The 23,279-nt window shown below is 39.8% G+C and carries 24 protein-coding genes; 16 read left to right on the top strand and 8 right to left on the bottom strand.

Annotation, left to right across the window (positions count from 1 at the left end):
• The first annotated feature begins 2 nt into the window (after positions 1–2).
• The 8 genes from atpG to VIM94_RS03545 all read left to right on the top strand — a co-directional run bounded on the left by atpG (position 3) and on the right by VIM94_RS03545 (position 7,851).
• On the top strand, positions 3–863 hold the full coding sequence (atpG, locus tag VIM94_RS03580) for an ATP synthase F1 subunit gamma (protein WP_332037920.1): 861 nt from the start codon (positions 3–5) through the stop codon (positions 861–863).
• A 113-nt stretch (positions 864–976) separates the two neighbouring features.
• Complete coding sequence (locus tag VIM94_RS03575; RefSeq protein WP_332037919.1) at positions 977–1,417, top strand: hypothetical protein; 441 nt, start codon at positions 977–979, stop codon at positions 1,415–1,417.
• A gap of 27 nt (positions 1,418–1,444) precedes the next feature.
• A complete protein-coding gene (locus tag VIM94_RS03570; RefSeq protein ID WP_332037918.1) occupies positions 1,445–2,887 on the top strand; it encodes a lipopolysaccharide biosynthesis protein in 1,443 nt (480 codons plus the stop codon).
• A gap of 36 nt (positions 2,888–2,923) precedes the next feature.
• Positions 2,924–3,358 (top strand): dUTP diphosphatase, encoded by a 435-nt coding sequence (dut, locus tag VIM94_RS03565; protein WP_332037917.1) that lies wholly within the window; start codon positions 2,924–2,926, stop codon positions 3,356–3,358.
• Positions 3,359–3,447: 89 nt separating this feature from the next.
• The gene (locus VIM94_RS03560; RefSeq protein WP_332037916.1) at positions 3,448–4,458 is read left to right on the top strand and encodes a sugar phosphate nucleotidyltransferase; all 1,011 of its coding nucleotides are present in this window, start codon (positions 3,448–3,450) and stop codon (positions 4,456–4,458) included.
• A gap of 37 nt (positions 4,459–4,495) precedes the next feature.
• Positions 4,496–5,860 (top strand): tetratricopeptide repeat protein, encoded by a 1,365-nt coding sequence (locus tag VIM94_RS03555; protein WP_332037915.1) that lies wholly within the window; start codon positions 4,496–4,498, stop codon positions 5,858–5,860.
• Positions 5,861–6,631, top strand: coding sequence for a DUF4292 domain-containing protein (locus tag VIM94_RS03550; protein ID WP_332037914.1), 771 nt, complete (start codon positions 5,861–5,863; stop codon positions 6,629–6,631). It begins immediately after the preceding gene.
• The gene (locus VIM94_RS03545; protein ID WP_332037913.1) at positions 6,628–7,851 is read left to right on the top strand and encodes a murein hydrolase activator EnvC family protein; all 1,224 of its coding nucleotides are present in this window, start codon (positions 6,628–6,630) and stop codon (positions 7,849–7,851) included. Before VIM94_RS03550 ends, VIM94_RS03545 begins: the two co-directional genes overlap by 4 nt.
• Positions 7,852–7,860: 9 nt before the next feature.
• Here VIM94_RS03545 and VIM94_RS03540 read toward each other — a convergent pair whose 3' ends face one another.
• Positions 7,861–8,379 (bottom strand): acyl-CoA thioesterase, encoded by a 519-nt coding sequence (locus VIM94_RS03540; protein WP_332037912.1) that lies wholly within the window; start codon positions 8,377–8,379, stop codon positions 7,861–7,863.
• A gap of 57 nt (positions 8,380–8,436) precedes the next feature.
• On the bottom strand, positions 8,437–9,369 hold the full coding sequence (locus VIM94_RS03535) for an SPOR domain-containing protein (RefSeq protein ID WP_332037911.1): 933 nt from the start codon (positions 9,367–9,369) through the stop codon (positions 8,437–8,439).
• A 98-nt stretch (positions 9,370–9,467) separates the two neighbouring features.
• On the opposite strand from VIM94_RS03535, the gene dprA reads away from it, so the two are divergent.
• Complete coding sequence (gene dprA, locus VIM94_RS03530; protein WP_332037910.1) at positions 9,468–10,568, top strand: DNA-processing protein DprA; 1,101 nt, start codon at positions 9,468–9,470, stop codon at positions 10,566–10,568.
• On the opposite strand, the gene trpS is transcribed toward dprA, so the two are convergent.
• A complete protein-coding gene (trpS, locus tag VIM94_RS03525) occupies positions 10,565–11,533 on the bottom strand; it encodes a tryptophan--tRNA ligase (RefSeq protein ID WP_332037909.1) in 969 nt (322 codons plus the stop codon). The two genes, dprA and trpS, sit on opposite strands and share 4 nt — an antisense overlap.
• A gap of 249 nt (positions 11,534–11,782) precedes the next feature.
• Here trpS and VIM94_RS03520 point away from each other — a divergent pair, with 249 nt between their 5' ends.
• Positions 11,783–12,349, top strand: a complete 567-nt coding sequence (locus VIM94_RS03520; RefSeq protein ID WP_332037908.1) for a lysophospholipid acyltransferase family protein — start codon at positions 11,783–11,785, stop codon at positions 12,347–12,349.
• Here the strand turns inward: VIM94_RS03520 and VIM94_RS03515 are convergent.
• The 4 genes from VIM94_RS03515 to recA form a co-directional block, all read right to left on the bottom strand.
• Complete coding sequence (locus VIM94_RS03515; protein ID WP_332037907.1) at positions 12,346–13,764, bottom strand: hypothetical protein; 1,419 nt, start codon at positions 13,762–13,764, stop codon at positions 12,346–12,348. The two genes, VIM94_RS03520 and VIM94_RS03515, sit on opposite strands and share 4 nt — an antisense overlap.
• Entirely contained in the window at positions 13,761–14,303 is a 543-nt protein-coding gene (locus tag VIM94_RS03510) for an RNA polymerase sigma factor (RefSeq protein ID WP_332037906.1), read from the bottom strand. The genes VIM94_RS03515 and VIM94_RS03510 overlap by 4 nt, the downstream gene beginning before the upstream one ends.
• Before the next feature lie 40 nt (positions 14,304–14,343).
• Entirely contained in the window at positions 14,344–14,805 is a 462-nt protein-coding gene (locus VIM94_RS03505; RefSeq protein ID WP_332037905.1) for a hypothetical protein, read from the bottom strand.
• Between the two features lie 120 nt (positions 14,806–14,925).
• Positions 14,926–15,939 carry a recombinase RecA gene (recA, locus tag VIM94_RS03500; protein WP_332037904.1) on the bottom strand — a complete coding sequence of 338 codons (1,014 nt, stop codon included), beginning with the start codon at positions 15,937–15,939 and terminating at the stop codon, positions 14,926–14,928.
• A 272-nt stretch (positions 15,940–16,211) separates the two neighbouring features.
• Here recA and VIM94_RS03495 point away from each other — a divergent pair, with 272 nt between their 5' ends.
• The 6 genes from VIM94_RS03495 to VIM94_RS03470 all read left to right on the top strand — a co-directional run bounded on the left by VIM94_RS03495 (position 16,212) and on the right by VIM94_RS03470 (position 22,800).
• The gene (locus VIM94_RS03495) at positions 16,212–17,243 is read left to right on the top strand and encodes a rhodanese-related sulfurtransferase (protein WP_332037903.1); all 1,032 of its coding nucleotides are present in this window, start codon (positions 16,212–16,214) and stop codon (positions 17,241–17,243) included.
• A gap of 118 nt (positions 17,244–17,361) precedes the next feature.
• Positions 17,362–18,522, top strand: a complete 1,161-nt coding sequence (locus VIM94_RS03490) for a regulatory iron-sulfur-containing complex subunit RicT (RefSeq protein WP_332037902.1) — start codon at positions 17,362–17,364, stop codon at positions 18,520–18,522.
• Positions 18,515–19,006: a gliding motility lipoprotein GldH gene (locus VIM94_RS03485; RefSeq protein WP_332037901.1), complete on the top strand. Its 492-nt coding sequence runs from the start codon at positions 18,515–18,517 to the stop codon at positions 19,004–19,006. Before VIM94_RS03490 ends, VIM94_RS03485 begins: the two co-directional genes overlap by 8 nt.
• Positions 19,007–19,020: 14 nt before the next feature.
• Positions 19,021–21,333, top strand: a complete 2,313-nt coding sequence (locus VIM94_RS03480) for a penicillin-binding protein 1A (protein ID WP_332037900.1) — start codon at positions 19,021–19,023, stop codon at positions 21,331–21,333.
• A gap of 105 nt (positions 21,334–21,438) precedes the next feature.
• Positions 21,439–22,140, top strand: a complete 702-nt coding sequence (locus tag VIM94_RS03475; RefSeq protein ID WP_332037899.1) for a CoA transferase subunit A — start codon at positions 21,439–21,441, stop codon at positions 22,138–22,140.
• 3 nt (positions 22,141–22,143) lie between these two features.
• Positions 22,144–22,800, top strand: a complete 657-nt coding sequence (locus VIM94_RS03470; RefSeq protein ID WP_332037898.1) for a CoA transferase subunit B — start codon at positions 22,144–22,146, stop codon at positions 22,798–22,800.
• 69 nt (positions 22,801–22,869) lie between these two features.
• Here VIM94_RS03470 and VIM94_RS03465 read toward each other — a convergent pair whose 3' ends face one another.
• Entirely contained in the window at positions 22,870–23,235 is a 366-nt protein-coding gene (locus VIM94_RS03465; protein ID WP_332037897.1) for a DUF6616 family protein, read from the bottom strand.
• Between the last annotated feature and the right edge of the window lie 44 nt (positions 23,236–23,279).

Here is a 23,279-nt window from a genome sequence, read left to right as displayed (position 1 = left end):
TTATGGCAAACTTAAAAGATTTACGTAGCAGAATTACTTCGGTTTCATCAACCATGCAGATTACCAGTGCCATGAAAATGGTATCGGCTGCAAAGTTGAGCAGAGCCCAGGATGCAATTACGCAAATGCGTCCTTATTCTGAAAAGTTAACCCAGTTGCTACAGGATTTAAGTGCTACCTTAGATGATGATGCGAGCAGTAAATATGCCGAGGAGCGCGAGGTAAACAATGTTTTGATCGTTGCTATTTCATCAAACAAGGGATTGGCCGGTGCTTTTAATACCAATATCATAAAAGCGGTTAAGTATAAGGCTAAGAACGATTACAAGGCTAAAAATATAGATATCTATACCATTGGAAAAAAGGCCAATGATATCCTGAAAAAGGAGTATGATATCTATAAACATAATACGGATATCTATGACGATTTAAGCTTTGAAAATGCCTCAGTTATCGCAGAGGAATTGATGCAAGTTTTCCTTGATGAGAAGTACGATAAGATCGTTCTGGTTTATAACCAGTTTAAAAATGCCGCCACACAAATCGTTCAGCATGAACAGTTTTTGCCTATCGAGCAATTTGATTCTGAAGAAAACAAACAACTGGACTATATCTTTGAGCCTTCAAAATTGGAGATTGTTAAAGAATTAATTCCGAAATCGTTAAAAATGCAATTCTTTAAAGCGCTTAGAGATTCTTTCGCTTCAGAACACGGTGCCCGTATGACGGCCATGCATAAAGCGACAGAGAATGCCACAGAGCTTAGAGACGACCTTAAATTGTCTTACAATAAAGCCCGTCAGGCTTCTATTACCAATGAGATCCTTGAGATCGTTGGTGGTGCAGAGGCTCTTAATGGTTAATTTTATAAAATAAGCGGAATATCCTTCCGTTAATAAACCCTGTCTAACGGCAGGGTTTATTTATTTGGTATATCTTTTGTTTTTGTAACTTTAAAATCACAAAACCTCTAATTATGAAAGCTCCCTTTTTTCTTTTCAGTATAGTACTATTAAGTATTTTAAGCAGCTGTGGCAGTAATAAAGAACTTCAGGAAAGAGCTCCGGCTCAGTTTAATGAAGTTTATTATTCTCAAACCGAAAATGGATTAAACCTATACATACCTGTGGCTGTAATCCAGGAAAACAGGGTGAAGTTGGAAAGTGTTTATTTCCGTGGGATGCATTCAGCACTAAACTTAGACGCCGAAAAACCTAATCTTTATGTGGCTTCTTTCGCTACAGGAAAGGGAGATAAGATCATGCATGAAGATCCTAAAGAGGAATATGGCAATAAAGCGCCACAAGCTCCAAAAGAAAGTCCGTTTAAAATAGAAAGCGACGAAGCTATTCTTGTTTTCAAACAAAATGAAAAGACGAAATACTATAAGTTAACCGGAATAGAGGAAAGAAATTAATATCTTGACGACAAAACAGGTCCCCGGTTGAGTACTTTAAAACGCTTTTTTCAGGACACTATAATTTACGGTTTTGCTACGGTGCTTCCCAGGCTAATGAACTTTATCCTGGTGCCGCTGCACACCGCTGCCCTTAGTACCGGAGACTATGCAATAAACACCACTTTTTATGTTTGGGCTGCATTTTTTAACGTGGTTCTAACCTATGGAATGGAAACCGCTTTTTTCAGGTTTTTTAGTCACTCCAAAGAAAAAGGGAAAGTATTTTCCACCGCTTTTATAACGCTTTCGGTAACAACGATTATCTTTTTCATCCTGGTCTTTCTTTTCAGAGATTATATTTTTGGTCTTCTGGATTTGCAGCCATTTTATTTCAATATTCTACTAGGGATCCTGGCGCTGGATACCCTGGTTGTGGTACCTTTTGCTTGGCTACGTGCTTCCAATAAGCCTATTAAATTCGCCGGAGTAAAGATTATCAATATTGCGATAGTGGTATTGCTGAATTTTTATTTTCTATGGTGGGTTCAAAAATTTCCGGGTTCCACCCCTAAAATTATTCTGGATAATTATACCGATGCCGACAAGGTTGGGTATATTTTCCTTGCGAACCTTGCCGCCAGTGCGGTGACCTTTTTGATCTTATTGCCCTATTTCTTCAGAACAAAAATAGATTTTAGTTTCCCTTTGCTCAAGAAAATGTGGCATTATGGATGGCCGGTTATGGTTGCAGGACTTGCTTTCGTGATTAATGAAAACCTGGATAAGCTTCTATTGAAGGATATGATTTCCGATGAAATTATGGGTGCGTATGCGGGTTGTTACAAGCTGGCCGTGTTTATGACCATTTTTGTACAGGCCTTTAAACTAGGCGCCGAACCCTTCTTTTTCAATCAGGCTAAAGCCGAAAATGCAAAAACTACCTATTCCCTTATCCTCACCTATTTTGTGATTGCAGGAAGCTTTATTTTCCTGTTTTTGGTGGCTTTTGTAGATTTCTTTAAAGAACTCATTATCCGAGACAGCGATTACTGGATTGCACTTTCTATCGTACCTATTGTTTTGCTTGCAAATTTGTTTTTAGGGATCTATCATAACCTTTCGGTCTGGTATAAACTAACAGATAAGACCCGAATGGGAATGTATATTTCTATTTTTGGAGCAGTTGTTACCGTCTTATTCAATATCATCCTGATTCCCGTCCTTGGTTTTATCGCGGCAGCCTGGGCAACTTTGTTCGCTTATGGAAGTATGGCCCTTATTTCTTATTTCCTCGGAAGAAAATACTATCCGGTACCTTATGACGTTAAAAAAATAGCTTTTTACCTGTTGTTGTCTACAGGCTTTTCCATAATTTCCTTTAGTTTTTTCAGGGAAAACTATGTGGCAGGTGCAGCTTTTGTTTTGGGCTTCCTGGTTATAGCATTTTTTAATGAAAGGAAACACTTACAACAGATAATCAAGTATTAACCATTAATTTTAAAATGGATATTTAAACCGAAAAGAATGAAAGTAAAGATCATTAACAAATCTGCACATAATCTACCTCATTACGGAACCGAAGCTTCTGCGGGAATGGATTTACGTGCAAATATTTCTGAACCAATAAGCATCAAGCCACTTGAACGGGCAATTGTAAAAACCGGACTTTTTATTGAATTACCGGTAGGTTACGAGGCACAGGTTAGACCTCGAAGCGGCCTGGCTGCAAAAAAAGGAATTACTGTTTTAAATTCCCCCGGTACCATTGATGCCGATTATCGAGGAGAAATTGGAGTAATCCTGGTTAATCTCTCCCAGGAAGATTTTACTATTGAAAACGGGGAAAGAATTGCCCAAATGGTGATCGCCAAGCATGAACATATTGCCTGGGAAGAAGTAGAAGTTCTTGAGGAAACAACCCGGGGAGCTGGCGGATTCGGCAGTACGGGTCATAAATAAGAATATAATTTAACCGGAAGAACCGGTTGTGCGGAAAATTAATATTAACAGAAGATTCCCTGTAATTTTGGGAGTCACAAATTAAACCTATGAAGATTATAGTACCTATGGCTGGTCGTGGTTCGCGACTTCGCCCTCATACCTTAACTGTACCAAAACCATTGATCCCTATTGCGGGAAAACCCATAGTACATCGGCTTGTAGAAGATATTGCCGGGGTGTTGGATGAAAGCATAGACGAGATCGCATTTGTGATCGCAGAGGATTTTGGGGATAAAGTAGAAACCGATTTAAAGGCTATAGCCGAGAGTTTAGGAGCTAAAGGCACAATTTATTACCAGGACCAACCTTTAGGCACAGGGCACGCTATAATGTGTGCTAAAGAGTCGCTTGAAGGTCCAGCCGTTATCGCCTATGCCGATACGCTTTTTAAAGCCGATTTTACTTTGGATAAAGAAGCCGATGGTGTAATATGGGTGAAACAGGTTGAAAATCCTGAAGCCTACGGTGTAGTTCAACTTAACCAGAACAATGAAATTATAGACCTTGTGGAAAAACCACAGGAGTTCGTATCAGATCTTGCCGTGATCGGGATCTATTACTTTAAAGATGTGGCCGTGCTTAAGGAAGAACTTCAGGGAGTACTTGATAAAAAGCTAACCCGTGGTGGTGAATACCAGATTAATGATGGGATTGAAGCTATGAGAGCCAAAGGCCTGCGTTTCGTTCCCGGTAAAGTAGATGAATGGATGGACTGCGGAAATAAAAATGTTACCGTTGAAACCAACGGAAGAATGCTGAATTTTCTTCACCAGGAAGGAAAGGAACTTGTTTCCAAGGCTGTTAAGATTAAAAATTCTGAAATCACTGAGCCCTGCTTTATTGGAGAGAATGTGGAATTGATCAATGCTAAGATCGGGCCAAATGTTTCAGTAGGAGATGGCACCAAAATTGAGAATTCAACAATAAAAAACAGCCTTATCCAGAATTTTGCAGAAATAAAAAATGCAAAGTTGGATAATGCAATGATAGGAAATCATGCTAAATTCAACGGGGAGTTTACCCAGGTTAGCATTGGAGATTATTCGGTTTTAGAATAGCTCTTTCCAACTTGGCCTGAGGCTTCAAAAAAATGTTATGAAAAATCCGCTTTATATACTTTTGCTGTGTTTTTTCTTCCTTCAGCCAGTGATGGCTCAGGATAAGGAGGCTATCGTAGACAAAGTAAATGAAGACGATCTTGGAAATGTTACCGATGAATTTCAGGAGCATTTTTTTGAAGCCCTTAAACAAAAAGGCATTGAAAATTACGAGAAAGCTATAATTGCCCTTGAAGACTGCCTGGAGCTGGAACCCGATAATGCCGTGGTCTATTTTGAATTAGGTAAAAATTACCGCCAGCTGGAGAAGTTCGAACTTGCGCTTGAAAATTATAAAAAAGCACTGGAGCTTGAAACGAGGGAGGATATACTTGTGGAGATCTATGAAACCTACCGGAGTACCGGGGACTTTGAAAAAGCTATCCTTAGTGTGAAGGCGTTAATGGAATTCGATCCAGATTATAAGGAAGATCTTGCCAATCTATATTTGCTAAATGAGCAATATGATGAATCCCTGCAGGTTTTGGATGAACTCGATGAAGAGGAAGGGGTAAATAATTATAGAACCATGATGCGCAGGCAAATTTATGCCCGAACCGGCAACACCGAGGCACAAATTGGAAATCTGGAGGAAGGAATTGCACAGGATCCTGAAAATGAACAGAACTACCTTAATCTCATTTATATCTACAGCGAGCAGGGAAATAAGGAAGAGGCCTTTCAAACTGCTCTGGAGTTACAGGAAACCAATCCGGGTAGTCGATTGGTACATCTTGCACTTTATAAGTTTTATTTGGATCGCAATAAACCCGATGCAGCGGTAAATTCAATGAAAATTGTCTTTGAAAGCGAAGAAATAGACCCTGAGTCAAAATTTAAAGTTCTTAATGACTTTCTCCTCTTTGTAAATGAAAATCGAGGATATGAGAAGGAGTTGCTAGAGGTGAGCCAGGATCTAGTTGAATGGGAAAATGCACCAAAACTCTACGAAGAACTCGGAAAATTTTACCTTAAAAATGATAAAAAAGAAGAAGCCTTGCGGTTTTTTGAAAAAGGAATTGCTCAGAATCCTGATAACTTTGAACTCACCAAAAACACCTTGCTTTTACAAATTGAAGCAGGCCGTAATGAAGAAGCGAGAGATCTTAGCCGGGAAGCTTTGGAAGTTTTTCCTGCTCAACCCTTCTTTTATCTCCTGCAGGGTGTTGCTCTAAATAATCTTGAGGAATACGCCGAAGCAGAAGAAATACTTACATTTGGTCTCGATTATCTCATAGATAATATAAGACTGGAAATTGATTTTTATAAGCAACTAGCCATTGCTTATAAAGCTTTGGGTGACGATGAGAAGGCATACAGTTTTAAAAGCAGGCTTGAAGAATTATTAAAAATATTGGAATAAATGATTAGAAGGATATTTTTATTGTTTTTGTTAAGTGCTTTTGTGATTTCTTGCGGAAGTACACGTGTTAAAAAAGGCATAGCGACTAAAGACGTAGAAGCCGCAGGAATTATAGCGAAGCATTACGAAAACGAAGCCGATTTTGAAACCCTAACTGCCAGGCTTCGTACGGTGTATCAAACTGAAGATAAAACTCAAACGGTCAATTTAAATTTCAGAATGGAGAAGGATAAGGCGATTTGGATGAGTGCCACAGTTTTAGGCTTCCCTATGGCCAAGGCTTATATTACTCCAAGTAGCGTAAGTTATTACGAAAAAATTGGTAAAACCTATTTTGAAGGTGATTTTAGCTTGCTTAGCGATATTCTGGGGACTCCTCTTGATTTTAAAAAACTTCAGAACCTGTTATTGGGCCAAGCTATTTATGATCTGCGTACAGAGGAATATGAATTCTCCCAAACGCCAAGAGGTTATCAGTTTTTGCCTGCTAAAGAGCATTTTATAAAAAAAATGTTTTTGCTAAATACCGAAAATTTGAAGGCAGAAGCGCAGCAACTTGCCCAGGAGGAAAATAATCGAAGACTTACCGTTACCTATACAGATTACCAGGAAACTTCAGGAAAACTTTTTCCCCGTCATATAAGAATTATTGCCAACGAAGGAGCAAATAGCACTCATATAGAACTTACTTATCGCTCACTGGAGGTAAACACAGATATCAGTTTTCCTTTTGAAATTCCTTCAGGTTATGAAGAAATTAGTGTAGAATGAAGCTAAAAAAGTTCACATATTCATTTTTGATCTTCGGATTTATAATTTTGTTGGGGCTTCCGGCGAATGCGCAAACATCTCGTGAAGAACTCGAGAAGCGCCGCCAGGAATTGCGCAGCGAAATAAAGCGGATCAACGAATTAAGAAGCAGCAACAAGCAAAAAGAGCGATCGGTCTTAAGCGAGGTTCAGGATTTGGATCAACAGATAAAAAGCACCGAAAATTTAATAAGAGTTACCAATCAGCAGGCAAACCTGCTTACCCGGGAGATCAACTCAAACACAAGTAAAATAGGGCGGTTGCGTAAAGAGCTCGAAGCTCTAAAGGAGGATTATGCCCGTATGATCGAAAAATCATATAAGAGTAAATCAACCAACAGCAGGATAATGTTTCTGCTGTCTTCAGAGAATTTTCTTCAGGCATATAAAAGGCTTCAGTATATGAAGCAATATACGGCCTACAGAAAGCAACAGGGAGATGAAATCCAGGCTCGTACAGCCGAACTTCAACAATTAAATAAGGATTTGGTCAATCAAAAAAAGGAAAAGGATAAACTCATTGCAGAAAACAGGCAAACCCGGGCAGCCCTTGAAAAAAATCGTAGGGCACAGCGCGAGTTGATGAAAACTATTAGAAGTAAGGAAAGTCAGTTCGCTTCGCAGATTAAACAAAAACAGCAGGAAATCAATAAAATTGACCAACAGATTGAGGAGATGATTCGCGCCTCTATTGCTAAAGACAATAAGGAGAGCGGTTCAGAATCCAGAGACACCTACAAATTAACCCCTGCAGCGAAAGCCCTGGCCGCCGACTTTATTAAAAATAAAGGTAAATTACCCTGGCCTGTTCGCACGGGTGTGGTGACCATGAGATTTGGTACCCAACCGCACCCCGTGGTGAGATCTACAACTATTAACAGCAATGGTGTTCGGATAGATACAGATAATAAGGGTAAAGCCCGGGCGGTTTTTAATGGGACAGTTAGTGAAGTACAGGCCGTAAAAGGAGCTAATAAAGCTGTGATGCTGCGTCACGGTGATTATTTAACTATATATAACAATCTTTCGAAAGTATTTGTAAAACGCGGCGATGTTGTTAATATAGGGCAGGAATTAGGAGAGATCGCTACCAGCCGTAGCACCGGAAAAACAACATTGCATTTCCTGATATATAAGAATACTCAAAAAATGAATCCTGCCGACTGGATCGTTCAAATGTAGTTTAAGAAATTACTTCGAGTCCTCAAACAGCGCTTTAAGCTCTGTTGCATCCTGCGGTTTCATCTTTCCTGCCAGTACCAGGCTAAGTTGTTTTCTTCTAAGAGCGGCGTCGTAACGTTGCTTCTCGAGCTCGGTTTCCGGTTCCAATGGAGGCACCCTCACGGGTGATCCGGTTTCATCTACTGCTACAAATGTATAAATAGCCTCGTTGGCTTTGGTGCGATTACCGCTTTCACGATCTTCCACCCAAACATCAATAAAGATCTCCATAGAAGATTTAAATGCCCGCGATACGGCTGCTTCAACAGTTACTACGCTTCCGAGGGGCACGGCCTTATTAAAAGCTACGTGATTTACAGAGGCGGTAACCACAATTCGACGGCTATGACGGCGGGCGGCAATGCTTGCGGCACGATCCATTCTGGCCAGTAGTTCGCCTCCAAATAAATTGTTTAAAGGATTGGTCTCACTGGGTAGCACCAGATCGGTAAGGGTAGTACGGGATTCCTGAGGATGTTTTGCTTGCATATTGCCGAATTTTCGGCAAAAATAAGGGGATTAGATTAATTAAAACCTAAAATCCTATTAAAGTTCCTGAATGAGCAGCCAGGCAGCTTCGTTGGATGATTTAACCTCTCTTAGTACTCTTAAAGCTTCCCCGCGGGTTTGCAGGCTTTGGTAAACTACCTGATGTAAACCAAATTTATTTACGTTAATTAGCCTGGCTTTATAACCTTCATTGCGAAGTTCTTTAACTTTTTTCTTTGCATTTTCTTCAATCCTGAAAGCTCCCGCTACTATATGGTAGTTACCCGATTGCTTTTCAATGTTGAAAGTAATAGCTGGTAGCGGCGTATCTATTACAAAAGTTGCCTGTTGTATCTGCTGTTGAAGTTGATCCTGGGCTTCCTGCTGTTCTGCTAGATTATGCTTTGTTACCTGATCGCTGTAAATGTTAAGTCCGGTGAAACCACCAAGACCAAGTGCTACAACGGCAATAGCGGCATATTTAAGTAATGCAGGTGTTTTTCTTCTTTTTGGGGTGAAATTGATTGGAGTTTTTTCCTCGAGTTCCTCTACCTGTTTTTTATAAACTTCACGATTCACTTTCCCAGTATGAATGCTTTCCAGGCCAAATGAATCGGGAAGGTAATTGAGTTTTTCAACCGGTTTAAACTGAAGATTTCCTTCTTCAGAGTAGCTAAATTGACCAATGTTCTCAAGTTCTACCTCACCATCGCTATTCAAAGAATTCTCAAGATTATCTACAAAAAATGCAATACGGTTTACCGCTGCAGGATAAGAGATATTTTCGGCTTCTGAAATATAATTAGCCAGCAGGCCATCACTTTTTACGAGTTGCCCATTAAAGGAAACAAGCTTTTTAGGAGGATAAAATGCTCCTGTTTCTTCTTGGATGTAAGCCGGTTGTCTTTGGGAAAGAAAAGCCCCAAACCCGGGCAAAATCACGCATTCGTAACGATAAAGTAAATCCTGGATGTGGTTTATTATATTCATTGGCGCAAAAATAATAGGTTTTATGAGGGTTTTTAAAGTTACCTAAAGAATATTTATTAACAAATCTTTTTTCTGTAAATTTAGATGAAAATGATTTTATGAACCCTTCAGATTTATTATACGTTCTGGCCTTGCAACATATTCCAAATCTGGGAGATAGCACTGCCAAGAAATTGATCAGACATTTGGGTTCTGCCGAAGCTGTTATAAAAGAGAAACCTCAGAATCTTTTGAAAATTGATGGAATAGGCAAGACCAAACTGAATGAATTCAGAAGTGGAGATCATTTAAAGGCTGCTGAAGAGGAATTAAAGTTTATAGAGAAAAATAAAATAAATACGCATTATTTTCAGGAGGAAAACTATCCTGAAAAACTAAAACACTGTTTTGACGGTCCCGTGCTCCTCTTTTCCAGGGGGAAAATCAATCTGAAGAACAAACGAATTATTAGCGTAGTTGGCACGCGGCAGGTCACCGCGCATGGCATAGCCTTTTGTGAGAAATTTATAGAAGACATTAGCCCTTTGGATCCTGTTATCGTCTCAGGTCTTGCCTACGGGGTTGATATTGTAGCACAAAAAGCTGCCATTCACCATAAGTTACAAAACATTGGCTGTCTCGCTCACGGCTTGAATCAAATATATCCTAAAGTACATCAGAAATATGTAAAGCCCATTGAGGATAACGGAGGGTTTTTTACCGACTTCTGGAGTACCGATAAATTTGATCGGAATAATTTTTTGAAGCGCAATCGTATCATAGCTGGTTTAAGCGAGGCCACTATAGTGATTGAAAGCGCCGAAAAAGGTGGTTCTCTGGTAACAGCCGATATCGCTAATTCCTATAACCGGGAGGTATTTGCCGTTCCCGGCCGGCCAACAGATGCCTATAGCAAAGGCTGCAATAACCTTATAAAATCTCAAAATGCCCACTTGTTAAGTTCGGCGGCCGATCTTCTTTACATCCTCAACTGGGATCTGGAGACCAAAGTTCAACCAGTCCAAAAGCAGTTGTTTGTAGAATTGGAAGACGAAGAGAAAAGTATATACAGTTTCCTTAAAGATCGGGGAAAAGCACAATTAGATACTATTGCTCTAAACTGCAATTTCCCTACATTTAAAACAGCTGGAATTTTACTCAATCTTGAATTGAAAGGTGTGATAAGACCTTTGCCCGGAAAATTATTTGAGCTTATTTAATAACCTAGCTTTCTTCTAACCCTGCTTAAAACCTCGTTGGCTACCACCAAAGCTTTTTCGGCGCCAACTGCAAGAGCTTCATCTATAGCGTCTGGATTATTCATATAGAAATCATATTTTTCTCTTGCCTCTTCAAAATTTTTGGCTAAAACTTCATAAAGTTCCTGCTTTGCATGGCCGTAACCATAACCTCCTGCTTCATAGTTTTTACGCATATCAGCGATTTGTTCTTCAGAAGCTACAAGTTTATAAAGTGCGAAAACATTGCAGGAATCTGGGTTCTTAGGTTCCTCCAGCGGTGTGCTGTCGGTTTCTATGCCCATGATTTGTTTTCTTAGTTTTTTATCAGTTTGAAAAAGATTGATGGTGTTATTTTGTGATTTACTCATTTTTCCACCATCGGTACCGGGAACATACATGGTATTTTCCTGTACTTTGGCCTCTGGAATTACAAAGGCTTCCCCCATTTGATTATGGAATCTTGAGGCTACATCGCGGGTAATTTCCAGGTGCTGTAACTGGTCTTTTCCTACGGGGACAATTTCAGCATCATATAGAAGAATATCGGCAGCCATCAACATAGGATAGGAGAAAAGCCCGGCGTTTACATCCTCCAGCCTGTCAGATTTATCCTTAAAAGAATGAGCCAGAGTTAATCGCTGGTATGGAAAAAAGCAGCTTAAATACCAGGCGAGTTCTGCAGTTTGCGGGATATCGCTCTGGCGGTAAAAAACAGTTTTTTCAATGTCTATTCCACAGGCAAGCCAGGTGGCAGCAACAGAATAAGTATTTTGCCTTAATGTATCAGCATCCTTGATTTGGGTAAGCGAATGCATATCGGCGATAAAAATAAAAGATTCATTTTGAGGCTGGTTGGCCATTTCGATGGCAGGAAGGATGGCTCCCAGCAAATTCCCAAGATGGGGAGTTCCTGTGCTCTGAACTCCGGTAAGTATTCTGGACATTGTCTTTTTCTGATTTTTCACAAAGATAATTTTTTTGAGGAAGACACTCACTTCAATTTAGTATTTTTGGCGACCATGGCTCTACTTAAAAAGACGGCGATTATACTTTGGCGAATTTGGTTTTATATACTAATGGTTTTACCAATAGTTATAATGCTGCCTTTTTTGCTCATTTTTACATCTTCAGAGAAATTTTATCCACAGTACTATTTTTGCGCCAGAATTTGGGCAAAATGTATTCTTTACGGAATGGGACTTTACCCGGTTTCTAAAACTGCGGTGAAACTTAAAAGAGGGAATAGCTATATGCTGGTGGCCAACCATACTTCAATGATAGATATTATGTTGATGTTAGCCCTGGTAAAACAGCCGTTTATCTTTGTAGGAAAAAAAGAACTGGCCCGCATTCCCCTGTTTGGTTTTTTCTACCGTAGAACATGCATTTTGGTAGATCGTAGCTGCAATCAAAGTAAGCATAGGGTTTTTAGCGAAGCTCAACGCCGACTTAATCAAGGAAATAGCATTTGTATTTTTCCGGAAGGAGGCGTGCCCGATGATTATACCTTGCTCCTCGATAATTTTAAAGATGGTGCCTTTAGGATCGCTATAGATTACCAGATCCCTATTTTACCTTTTACCTTTTACGATAATAAGAAGCGTTTTCCATACCGGTTTTCTGTTGGAAGTCCGGGGCCTTTAAGGGTTAAGGTTCACGATATGATCCCTACTGTAGGCACATCTCAGGAAGATCGCCGGGAACTTAAATTAAAAACACGCCAACTTATCCTGGATGATCTTCAAGGCATGGAGAATTAAAACTTATAACTCAAGCCGGAATAGACCCCGAAATAATATGGTTGGAGGTTTTGGGTGTTATTAAAAGTGTTGATTTGATATTTGAAAATTGGCTCCAGGTTCAATTTAAGCCTTTCGGTAAGTTTATAATTTACCCCAAGCCCAATATTAGTGCTAAAACTCAAATCATTGATATTATTGGCCTTACCCAGATGAGCAGTTTGGTTGTTGGAATTAAGTAACAATGTATTTTCATCTAAAATAAGGCTGCTTCCTCCTCCAATGATATTTACTCCAATTTTTTTATCGATAAGTTTATACTCTATTTCAAGAGGAATTTCAATATATCCAAACTGTTGATTAATATCACCCAACATCGCCATTGAGGCACTTTCCGGAGCAAAAGAGGTTTCTATTGAAGAATAACTACTTCTTCCCGAATTGCCTTGTATTTGGTAATTACTTCCTTCGGGACTGTAATCTATACTGGCAATAGCGTTGGGAATAATAGCTGCCGAAAATAAAACATCCTTTATATCGTAGCTCATGGTCACTTTTCCAATCCCTGATCTTATCTTTAATTTATTCGATAATTGGTACGATACATTCACGCCATAAGCCATTGTTAAATTGGAGCTGGAAGGATTTCCTGCAAACTGGGGATCTATAGGATTGCCTTTTCCAAAATTATCGTAAACTACCGGGGCAGCAAAAGTGCTAAGACTCAACCTTTTTTTTCCGCTTTTTGCTTCATCCTTTTCTTTTTCGATCGCTTTATTTTCTTCTTCCATGATAGCAATAGCATTTTCTGCGAGGCTGTCTTTTTGGGTAGCAGCTTCTGGTTTTATAGAAACAAGGCCGATGGAATCAGCTCTTTTATTTGAAGCTAAGCTTTGATTGTCTTTTAATTTTTCTTCCGAAGAATCTTCTGTTTGGGCGACACCGGCCTTATGATTGATGAGCTGTTTTTTGCTTTCAACTTTTTCTGAAGAATTATCTGCTGAAGGTCCTTTATTTATAGTTGACTGTCCGGAAGATGCAAGTCTATGGTTTTCCGCGGTAGATGCATTATTTGACGACTTGCTATCCTGTTTACCCGAAATAATTTCCCGAAGGAGGATTCCGGTTTCTGTAAGTGTGTTATTATCAAAGGAAGTTTCGATTTGTGGGCGGTCAATCTCTTCAAATTCAAAAACCAGCCCTGGGGAGTTTCCGAAGAAATTATTCTGATACATGAAAAAACCTCCCGACAAAAGTAGCGCCATCACCGCAGCGGCTCCGGCTATTTTAAACCAGATAGGAAGAATAATGGGCTTTTTGCTATTATCCTCCTCCAGGCGGTCAGCTATTTTATTCCATACTTCCGGTGGGGGAGTAGCTTCAAAATCTTTGAATTTCTCCTGGTAAAGCCGGTCTATGTTCTTTTTCTCTTTCATAATGATTGCACCGAGCTATTGTTTTGGTGGTGTTCAATTCGTTCTTTCAAAATTCCCCTGGCTCTGGCGAGGTTGGATTTTGAACTTCCCAGGGAAATATTTAGCAAGTCAGATATTTCCTGGTGGGAATAACCGTCTAAAACATAAAGGTTGAATACTTCGCGGTATCGCGGTGGAAGCTCCTGTATGAGTTTTAATAAAAAATCTACAGGTAAATCCTCTTCATCGATTTCAATTTCCTGTTCCTCTAACAGATCTTCATTAATGATATCCAGGTATTTTTCCTTTCGGTATTTCTGAAGCGCAGTATTAATTATAATGCGTTTCATCCAGCCTTCAAAAGAACCTTTATGCTGATATTGTGATATTTTTTTAAAAATGGTTAAGAAACCATCCTGCAGGTTATCTTCTGCCTGCTGATAATTTGTAGAATATTTAAGGCACAAACCAAAAAGCTTTTGGGCATATAACCGGTAGAGCTCTTCTTGTGCCTTGATATCCTGTTTTTTACACTTTTGTATGAGTTTTTCTAAACTCACTTGCTTGTTGAGGTGTTACTCATCATTATCTTCATTTTCATTACTCTTCTTCCTCCGTGGTATCGGGATCTTTCACAGGTACTTCTACAGTATAATATTGCGCCTCCCCTGAGGAATCCTGGCCTATCCAGAATTTGAAGGTGTACACCGTGCCCACTTCGCCTGTAATTCTTACATCTTTTAAGGTTGCCTCTCTGGAGAGATCATCTTCCTCTTTGTTGCATTGAATTAGGTTAGTATCATAGGAAGTTACCACACCAATGAAGATTTCATTGCTGTTTGCTCCCTGCCCCTGGCGTGCTTCAAAACCATTAAAAACGTGGCAGGCTGAAGGTAATAAATAGGTTACCACAATATCATAAGATTCTCCACGCTCAAAATATTCCGGTAAATCAGCATCGGTGATTTCAGCAAATTCAAGTAACCTGTTGGGGCCATCGTCTTCCAGGCTGCAACCTAGCAGGCTGAAAGTAGTTATTAGTAAAAAAGCCAATTTTTTCATTTCAATATTTCTTTTTTGAATTAGGAATTAATCTAATAAGTCTACCTTTTAGATGCAATTAACTTCAAATGGTTGCGTATTGAAATAAAAAAAATCCCTTAAAAAAGGGATTTGATTTTTTTACTCGTTGGCAATTTTAATAGCCTCTTTAATTTTGACTTCGAGTTCCTCCATAAGATCGGGATTGTCTTTGAGCAGGATTTTAACAGCATCGCGTCCCTGGCCTAACTTAGTATCTTCGTAACTAAACCAGGATCCGCTTTTCTTGATGATCTCGTAATCTACTCCAACATCTATGATCTCTCCAATTTTTGAAATTCCTTCGCCATACATAATATCAAATTCGGCGGTTTTAAACGGAGGTGCTACTTTGTTCTTCACCACCTTAACTCTGGTTTTATTACCCATTACGTTGCTGTTGCTATCTTTAATTTGGGTTGATCGCCTTATATCAAGTCTAACCGAAGCATAAAATTTAAGGGCATTACCACCGGTAGTGGTTTCGGGGTTTCCAAACATTACCCCAATTTTTTCCCTTAATTGGTTAATGAATATTACGGTACAATTAGTTTTACTGATTGATGAGGTGAGTTTTCTTAGTGCCTGAGACATCAGCCTGGCGTGGAGCCCCATCTTCGAGTCTCCCATTTCTCCTTCTATTTCACTTTTTGGGGTAAGTGCAGCTACAGAATCTATTACGATAATATCTATAGCTCCCGAGCGGATAAGGTTATCGGTGATTTCCAGTGCCTGCTCCCCGTTATCGGGTTGAGAGATGATGAGGTTTTCGATATCTACATTCAGGTTTTGAGCATAGAAACGGTCAAAAGCGTGTTCGGCATCAATAAAAGCAGCAATTCCTCCAGCTTTTTGTGCTTCAGCTATTGCGTGCAGAGTTAGGGTGGTTTTACCCGAAGATTCGGGTCCGTAAATTTCAATCACCCTTCCGCGTGGATAACCTCCAACTCCAAGTGCCAGATCCAGCCCCAGGGATCCTGTAGAAATCGCATCTACATCGCTAACGGCCTGGTCACTCATTTTCATCACGGTACCTTTTCCGTAGGTTTTGTCCATCTTGTCCAGGGTAAGCTTTAGAGCCTTTAACTTAGCTTCTCTTTCTTTATCGTTGCTCATGATTTTTATAATATTAAATGAAAGTTGCTAAAATACTATAAGTTTTGGTGCATCACAATTTTAAATTCGGGGCATTTTTAGGTCCTTCTAAAATTGTAATAATTTTTTTGGATTCTCTTATTATTATGAGATTAGAGTTAAGGTTTTACCTCAAGTTAACCCCAAAAAAGCAATAAAAACCTTTGGTTTTTATTAAGATTATGACATTTTTTCTGCTGCGATTAAAGTTTATCTTTGCAAAAATTTTCTTTAACCTTATAAATTGGTATAGCATGCAACTGTACAATAAATTAAGCGCTAAAGAAAGAGAAGCTTTGTTAGAAGAGGCCGGCGAAGATCGGTTAACACTCTCTTTCTATGCGTATGCAAAAATTGGAAACCCTCATCTTTTCAGAAATCACCTTTTTATCGCCTGGGATCAAATGGAAGTGCTTGGACGTATTTACGTGGCTCACGAGGGGATAAATGCACAGTTATCTGTACCTGCTAAACGCTTTGATGAATTTAAAGAATTTATAGACCGAATTTATTTCCTGAAAGGTGTGAGGCTGAATATCGCTATTGAGCACGACCTGAAATCTTTTCTTAAGCTGAAGGTGAAAGTGCGTAAAAAAATAGTGGCCGATGGTTTGAACGATGATACCTTTGATGTTAGAAACAAAGGAGTGCACGTGGATGCAGCCAAATTTAATGAGTTAATTAGTGACCCGAATACCGTTTTGGTAGATATGCGTAATCACTACGAAAGTGAGATAGGGCATTTTGATGGCGCAGTAACTCCAGACGTGGATACTTTCAGGGATTCCCTGCCAATTATAGAGGAGGATCTTAAAGAGCACAAAGAAGATAAAAACCTGGTGATGTATTGTACCGGGGGAATTCGTTGTGAAAAAGCCAGCGCTTATTATAAACACAAAGGCTTTAAAAATGTCTATCAACTTGAAGGTGGAATTATAGAATATGCCAGGCAGGTAAATAACCAACAGCTGGAAAATAAATTCTTAGGGAAGAATTTTGTCTTTGATCACCGCAGGGCTGAATGTATATCAGGGGAAGTCATCTCCAGCTGCCACCAATGTGGTAAACCTTGCGATACGCATGTGAACTGCGCTAATGAAGCCTGTCACCTCCTTTTTATTCAATGCCCTGAATGTGCAGAGAAAATGAATAATTGCTGTTCAGAAGAGTGTATGGAGATAAATGCTTTGCCCTACGAGGAACAAAAGAAATTGCGAAAAGGTAAAGGCAACAGTAATAAGATCTTTAAAAAAGGTCGTTCTGAAGTTTTAAAATATAAAAGCTAAGCCTGCGTTCTTTAAATAGAGCCAATTAATATTGGTATATTTACCTTTTTAGAACTAATTATAAACCTACAAGCCTGCAGCACTAAACTAGCAAGGCTTCCTATATATAGAATAATTTATGGCTTGCAGCAGTTGCTCAACCAAAGACGGACAACCTAAAGGATGTAAGAATAACGGAACCTGTGGTACCGATTCCTGCAATAAACTCAGCGTTTTCGACTGGCTTTCAAATATGTCTCTCCCTCAGGGAGTAGAAGTTTTTAATTTCGTAGAAGTGAGATTTAAAAACGGTAGAAAAGACTTCTTTAGAAATACTGAAAACCTTAGCCTGAGCATGGGGGATGTTGTGGCCACCGAGGCTTCACCAGGTCATGATGTAGGAATGGTAAGCCTTGCCGGGGAACTGGTTAGGGTACAGATGAAAAAGAAAAAGGTAACTCCCGATAGTGCTGAAATTCTTAAAGTATACCGAAAAGCTACTCAGAAAGACATCGATGTTTGGGAAGAATATCGCCAAAGGGAAGAAGCCATAAAGAAACGTGCCCGGGAGATCGCAATCAGACTTAAACTCAGCATGAAGATAAGCGATGTGGAATTTCAGGGAGACGGTTCTAAAGCTACTTTTTATTACACGGCCGATGATCGTGTAGATTTCCGTCAATTAATTAAGGAATTTGCCCGCGAATTTAATACCCGTATAGAAATGAAGCAGATTGGCCTCCGCCAGGAGGCTGCGAGACTTGGAGGTATTGGTTCCTGCGGAAGAGAATTATGTTGTTCCACCTGGTTAACAGATTTTAGATCGGTGAGTACATCGGCGGCAAGATACCAGCAGCTATCGCTTAATCCACAAAAGCTTGCCGGGCAATGCGGGAAATTAAAATGTTGTCTTAACTACGAGCTTGACACCTATTTGGAAGCTCTAAAAGCTTTCCCGAGAACAGATACAAAACTCTATACCAAAAAAGGAACAGCCGTTTGCCAGAAAATAGATATTTTCCAGGGCTTCCTTTGGTATGCTTATGAAGGGGAGTGGATGAACTGGTATAAGATCACTGCAAAGCAGGCTAATAAAATTATCCAGTCTAATAAAAACAAGGAAGATGTCGCCAGCCTGGAGGAATTTGAAGTTCAGTTATTGGAAACAGAAAAGAAACCAGATTTCAACAATGTGGTGGGCCAGGATAGTTTAACGCGTTTCGATAAACCTAAAGGTAAAAAATCGCGAGGTAAAGGCCGTAAGAAAAGGCGTAAGGGTAAACCGTCTAAAAATGCATAAAATAAGTGTTTTTTTAATATTATTAATTGTTTTTAGTGTGATTGCCGGTTGCGATAAAAAACGTGTCTTTGATGATTACAAGTCTGTGAACGGGGAATGGCATAAAGACTCAATTATAAATTTTGAACTGGGTAAGTTAGATTCGCTTAAATCATATAATTTATTTTTCAACATTAGAAATAATAATGAGTTTAATTATAGCAACCTGTTTTTGATAAGCGAAATAAGGTTTCCGCAGGGAAAAGTAATTACCGATACTCTCGAATATGAGATGGCAACACCATCGGGGGAATGGCTTGGCAAGGGTTTTGGTGATATTAAAGAAAACAAACTCTGGTATAAAGAAAATGTTCGTTTTGATGAACCGGGCAATTATCAGGTAGATATTAGACACGCTATGCGCAAAAACGGTGAGGTTAACGGTATAGAGAACCTAAAGGGAATCACACACGTTGGCTTCAGAATAGAAAACACTTCAGAATAACTTCAGTATAAAAAATGGCCAAGTCACCTAAAAAACAACAAAAGACTACCCGAAGCAAATCCTCTTATATTTTAGGGTTCTGGACCCTCTTCGGACTAGGAATATTAGTTATTGTTTTCATCTTTTTATTAGCCAGTTGGGGGGCTTTTGGGAAGATGCCAACTTTCGATGAACTTGAAAATCCAGAAACCAATCTCGCTACAGAGATTTTTTCTTCTGACGGGGAAACCCTGGGAAAATATTACAGCGAAAACCGTACTCCAATTAAATACGATGATCTTCCCGGCCACCTTGTTAAAGCTCTGGTTGCTACTGAAGATGAGCGTTTCTATAAACACGCTGGGATAGACCCCAAAGGTACCTTGCGGGCTGCCTTTTTCCTGGGAACGCGAGGAGGAGCAAGTACTATTACCCAACAGCTCTCTAAGTTACTTTTTACCGAACAGGTATCCAACAACCCTATGGCCAGGGTGCTTCAAAAGGCAAAAGAGTGGATTATTGCTACGCGTCTCGAGCGACAGTACACTAAGGAAGAGATCATCACGATGTATTTTAATAAGTATGATTTTGTGTATCAGGCAGTGGGAATCCGTTCCGCTTCGAAAATTTACTTTGGGAAAGAGGCAAAGGACCTGAATATTGAAGAATCTGCCGTATTGGTAGCAATGCTTAAAAATGCCGCTCTCTATAACCCTGTAAGACGTCCCGAGCTGGTTGAACAACGCCGCAATCAGGTGTTTGTGCAAATGTATAAGAACGGGTATCTTTCAGAAAAAGAAAAGGATTCGCTGCAAAAACTTCCATTAAATCTGGATTTCTCTCCTGAAGGCCACGATGAGGGTATGGCAACTTATTTCAGGGTTTATCTTCAGGGATTTATGAAAGACTGGATTAAGAAAAATCCAAAACCAGACGGAACAGAATACAATATTTACCGCGACGGACTTAAAATCTATACCAGCATAGACTCAAAAATGCAGCAGTATGCTGAAGAAGCTGTGAAGAAACATATTTCCCATCTTCAGAAAGAATTCGATCGGCAGAATGAAAAAAATAAAACGGCTCCCTTCAGAGATGTCAGCCAGGATGAGGTTAATAGTATAGTGAGAAGTGCTATGCGCCGTTCAGTGCGTTGGAAGGAGATGAAAGAACAGGGAAAATCTGAGGAAGAGATTCTGGCATCCTTTGATAAAAAAAGAAAAATGAGGGTGTTTAGCTGGAATGGTACTAAAGACACCGTCATGACCCCAAAAGATTCCATTTTTTATTATAAAGGTTTTTTGCAGGCAGGTTTAATGTCTATGGCGCCCCAATCTGGAGAGGTAAAAGCCTGGGTAGGCGGCACCAATTTCAAGCACTTTAAGTACGACCATGTTAAACAGGGAAAAAGGCAGGTAGGTTCTACCTTTAAACCATTTGTTTATGCTACGGCTATAGACCAGTTAAAACTTTCGCCCTGTGATACATTACCTCTTAATCCTTTTACTATTGAAGCTGGTAAATACGGGAATATCAAGGACTGGGCTCCCAGAAACGTGGGTGATGAATACGAAGGGATGATCTCCCTGAAAAATGCCCTGGCAAAATCGGTAAATACGGTTACGGCGAGGCTTATCGATAAAACGGGGCCGGGTCCGGTGGTAGATCTGGTTAGTAAACTTGGTGTCGATACCAAAAATTTTTCTACGGGTCCTGCAATTGCATTGGGGACTGAGGATTTGAGTTTGTTTGAGATGGTTTCGGCCTACAGTACTTTCGCCAATGAAGGAGTTTATATCAAGCCGGTTATCGTAAACCGTATTGAAGACAAAAATGGTACTATGCTCTACCAGAATGTTCCGGAAACCCGTGACGTGCTTAGTAAAGAGGCGGCATATGTAACGGTAAACCTTTTAGAAGGGGTAACCCAGTATGGATCCGGAGTGCGGTTACGAGGCACTTATGCGAAAGATCTCGAACATTACAAACGCGCGGTAACTGGCTATCCTTATGATTTTAAAAATCCTATTGCGGGAAAAACAGGAACCACCCAAAACCAGAGTGATGGTTGGTTTATGGGAATGGTCCCGAACCTGGTGACCGGGGTGTGGGTTGGGGCTGAGGACCGTTCAGTACATTTTCCTACTATAACTTATGGCCAGGGGGCCACTATGGCTTTGCCTATTTGGGGAATGTATATGAAAGATCTGTATGCCGACGAGGAATTAGAGATTTCACAAGAAGATTTCCCGAGACCTGAGAATCTCTCCATAGAAGTTAATTGCGATAATTATTACCAGGAAAATAAGCCTAATTCAGAAAGCCTTCCGGATGAGCTGGATTTTTAAGATTCGTTAAATTTTTCCTGAATTAATTCTGAATAAGATAATTTAAGGCAGTAAAAGCATTGTCCTTAGCGGTTTATTTTTGTATTTTTCGGTAAAATTATACCGATGATTCGAAAAACTGTAGATAATGTTCAGGAGGCCCTAAAGGGTGTTGAAGACGGCATGACTTTTATGCTTGGCGGCTTTGGCCTTTCAGGTATTCCTGAAAATGCAATTTCAGAACTTGTTCGCTTAAATATTAAGAACCTTACCTGTATTTCCAATAATGCCGGGGTAGACGATTTTGGTCTGGGCTTACTGCTTCATAAAAAACAAATCAAAAAAATGGTCTCTTCCTATGTGGGAGAAAACGAAGAATTTGAGCGACAGATGCTTAGTGAGGAGTTAGATGTGGAGTTAATCCCACAGGGAACTCTGGCTGCACGATGCCAGGCAGCACAACAGGGTTTCCCTGCTATTTATACCCCCGCAGGTTATGGTACTGAGGTCGCTAATGGAAAAGAAACGCGCGAATTTGATGGAAAAATGTACGTGCTGGAAAAAGCCTTTAAAGCCGATTTTGTTTTCGTGAAAGCCTGGAAAGGCGATAAAGCCGGAAACCTTATCTTTAAAGGAACAGCCAGAAATTTTAATCCCAATATGTGCGGTGCTGCGAAAGTCACCGTAGCAGAAGTAGAAGAGCTCGTAGAGCCTGGAGAACTTGATCCTAATCAAATTCATATTCCTGGAATTTTTGTTCAACGGGTCTTTCAGGGGAAAAATTATGAAAAACGTATAGAGCAGAAAACTGTTCGACCAAAAAAATAAATTATGTCTTTAGGAAAAGAAGGAATAGCACAACGCATCGCAAAAGAGGTTAAAGACGGTTACTATGTAAACCTGGGGATTGGGATACCAACCCTGGTAGCCAATTTTGTGCGTGACGATATAGAAGTAGAATTTCAAAGTGAGAATGGAATCTTAGGCATGGGACCATTTCCTTTTGAAGGCGAAGAAGATCCCGATCTTATTAATGCAGGAAAACAAACCATAACTGCGCTCCCTGGTGCAAGTTTTTTTGATTCAGCAATGAGTTTTGGAATGATAAGAGGTAAACATGTGCATCTAACCATTCTGGGTGCTATGGAAGTTGCCGAGAATGGTGACATCGCCAATTGGAAGATTCCTGGAAAAATGGTAAAAGGTATGGGGGGTGCCATGGACCTCGTAGCCAGTGCCGATAATATTATTGTGGCTATGATGCATACCAATAAAGCAGGAAAATCTAAGTTGTTGAAACGATGTAGTTTACCGCTCACCGGAGTGGGCTGTGTTACAAAAATCGTCACCAATCTTGCAGTCTTAGAGGTTACTCAAGACGGATTTAAACTTCTGGAAAGAGCCCCCGGGGTAAGTGTAGACGAAATAGAACAAGCTACCGAAGGCAAATTAATTGTTGAAAATGATGTTCCTGAAATGAAATTATAACAATTGAGGCTGTCTGAAAAACTATGAAGAAAATCTTCATAAACTTTTCAGACAGTCATTTATTTATTTCTAGGAGTCGAGGAAAGAGGTTGAAGTTTCCTTGATATTGATTAAGAATTCCATCGCTTCTTCACGGGATAGCACCTCACCTCTTGAGTTGGCCTGGGAGAAATAGTTGTACCAACCGGCATCCTTTAGGTTCTCTTCCAGGATTTTCACTTCTTCTTTTGAAGGCATTTCCCAAACCGTCATATAGCGGTAATCGCTGCGGTAAGGGGTATGTTCGTCGTTTCGGGCCCAGCCAAGGTTTTTTACTCCACGAGACTTCATTTCTGATATTCTATCTTCCATTTTATTAAAAACATTGCGCCGCTTTTCGGTTGAAAGATCCAGCCATTTTCGGGTAACGTTCCACATTTCTACGTATAAATACATAATTTTCGGGTTTTTTGGTTAGAATATTTGATCGCCGAAGTTTG

The organism is Salegentibacter sp. (assembly GCF_036568425.1).
GTDB lineage: Bacteria > Bacteroidota > Bacteroidia > Flavobacteriales > Flavobacteriaceae > Salegentibacter.
This window is presented reverse-complemented; position numbering and strand designations above follow the sequence as displayed.

What these genes read in the sequence shown, in the direction of transcription:
- VIM94_RS03550 (WP_332037914.1), top strand. Translation starts at nt 5,861, where the DNA reads ATGATTAGAAGGATATTTTTATTGTTTTTGTTAAGTGCTTTTGTGATT.
- VIM94_RS03555 (WP_332037915.1), top strand. Translation starts at nt 4,496, where the DNA reads ATGAAAAATCCGCTTTATATACTTTTGCTGTGTTTTTTCTTCCTTCAG.
- VIM94_RS03485 (WP_332037901.1), top strand. Translation starts at nt 18,515, where the DNA reads ATGCATAAAATAAGTGTTTTTTTAATATTATTAATTGTTTTTAGTGTG.
- VIM94_RS03470 (WP_332037898.1), top strand. Translation starts at nt 22,144, where the DNA reads ATGTCTTTAGGAAAAGAAGGAATAGCACAACGCATCGCAAAAGAGGTT.
- VIM94_RS03560 (WP_332037916.1), top strand. Translation starts at nt 3,448, where the DNA reads ATGAAGATTATAGTACCTATGGCTGGTCGTGGTTCGCGACTTCGCCCT.
- VIM94_RS03540 (WP_332037912.1), bottom strand. Translation starts at nt 8,379, where the DNA reads ATGCAAGCAAAACATCCTCAGGAATCCCGTACTACCCTTACCGATCTG.
- atpG (WP_332037920.1), top strand. Translation starts at nt 3, where the DNA reads ATGGCAAACTTAAAAGATTTACGTAGCAGAATTACTTCGGTTTCATCA.
- trpS (WP_332037909.1), bottom strand. Translation starts at nt 11,533, where the DNA reads ATGTCCAGAATACTTACCGGAGTTCAGAGCACAGGAACTCCCCATCTT.
- VIM94_RS03505 (WP_332037905.1), bottom strand. Translation starts at nt 14,805, where the DNA reads ATGAAAAAATTGGCTTTTTTACTAATAACTACTTTCAGCCTGCTAGGT.
- VIM94_RS03465 (WP_332037897.1), bottom strand. Translation starts at nt 23,235, where the DNA reads ATGTATTTATACGTAGAAATGTGGAACGTTACCCGAAAATGGCTGGAT.
- VIM94_RS03480 (WP_332037900.1), top strand. Translation starts at nt 19,021, where the DNA reads ATGGCCAAGTCACCTAAAAAACAACAAAAGACTACCCGAAGCAAATCC.
- VIM94_RS03495 (WP_332037903.1), top strand. Translation starts at nt 16,212, where the DNA reads ATGCAACTGTACAATAAATTAAGCGCTAAAGAAAGAGAAGCTTTGTTA.
- VIM94_RS03535 (WP_332037911.1), bottom strand. Translation starts at nt 9,369, where the DNA reads ATGAATATAATAAACCACATCCAGGATTTACTTTATCGTTACGAATGC.
- VIM94_RS03490 (WP_332037902.1), top strand. Translation starts at nt 17,362, where the DNA reads ATGGCTTGCAGCAGTTGCTCAACCAAAGACGGACAACCTAAAGGATGT.
- VIM94_RS03475 (WP_332037899.1), top strand. Translation starts at nt 21,439, where the DNA reads ATGATTCGAAAAACTGTAGATAATGTTCAGGAGGCCCTAAAGGGTGTT.
- dut (WP_332037917.1), top strand. Translation starts at nt 2,924, where the DNA reads ATGAAAGTAAAGATCATTAACAAATCTGCACATAATCTACCTCATTAC.
- dprA (WP_332037910.1), top strand. Translation starts at nt 9,468, where the DNA reads ATGAACCCTTCAGATTTATTATACGTTCTGGCCTTGCAACATATTCCA.
- recA (WP_332037904.1), bottom strand. Translation starts at nt 15,939, where the DNA reads ATGAGCAACGATAAAGAAAGAGAAGCTAAGTTAAAGGCTCTAAAGCTT.
- VIM94_RS03545 (WP_332037913.1), top strand. Translation starts at nt 6,628, where the DNA reads ATGAAGCTAAAAAAGTTCACATATTCATTTTTGATCTTCGGATTTATA.
- VIM94_RS03515 (WP_332037907.1), bottom strand. Translation starts at nt 13,764, where the DNA reads ATGAAAGAGAAAAAGAACATAGACCGGCTTTACCAGGAGAAATTCAAA.
- VIM94_RS03575 (WP_332037919.1), top strand. Translation starts at nt 977, where the DNA reads ATGAAAGCTCCCTTTTTTCTTTTCAGTATAGTACTATTAAGTATTTTA.
- VIM94_RS03520 (WP_332037908.1), top strand. Translation starts at nt 11,783, where the DNA reads ATGGGACTTTACCCGGTTTCTAAAACTGCGGTGAAACTTAAAAGAGGG.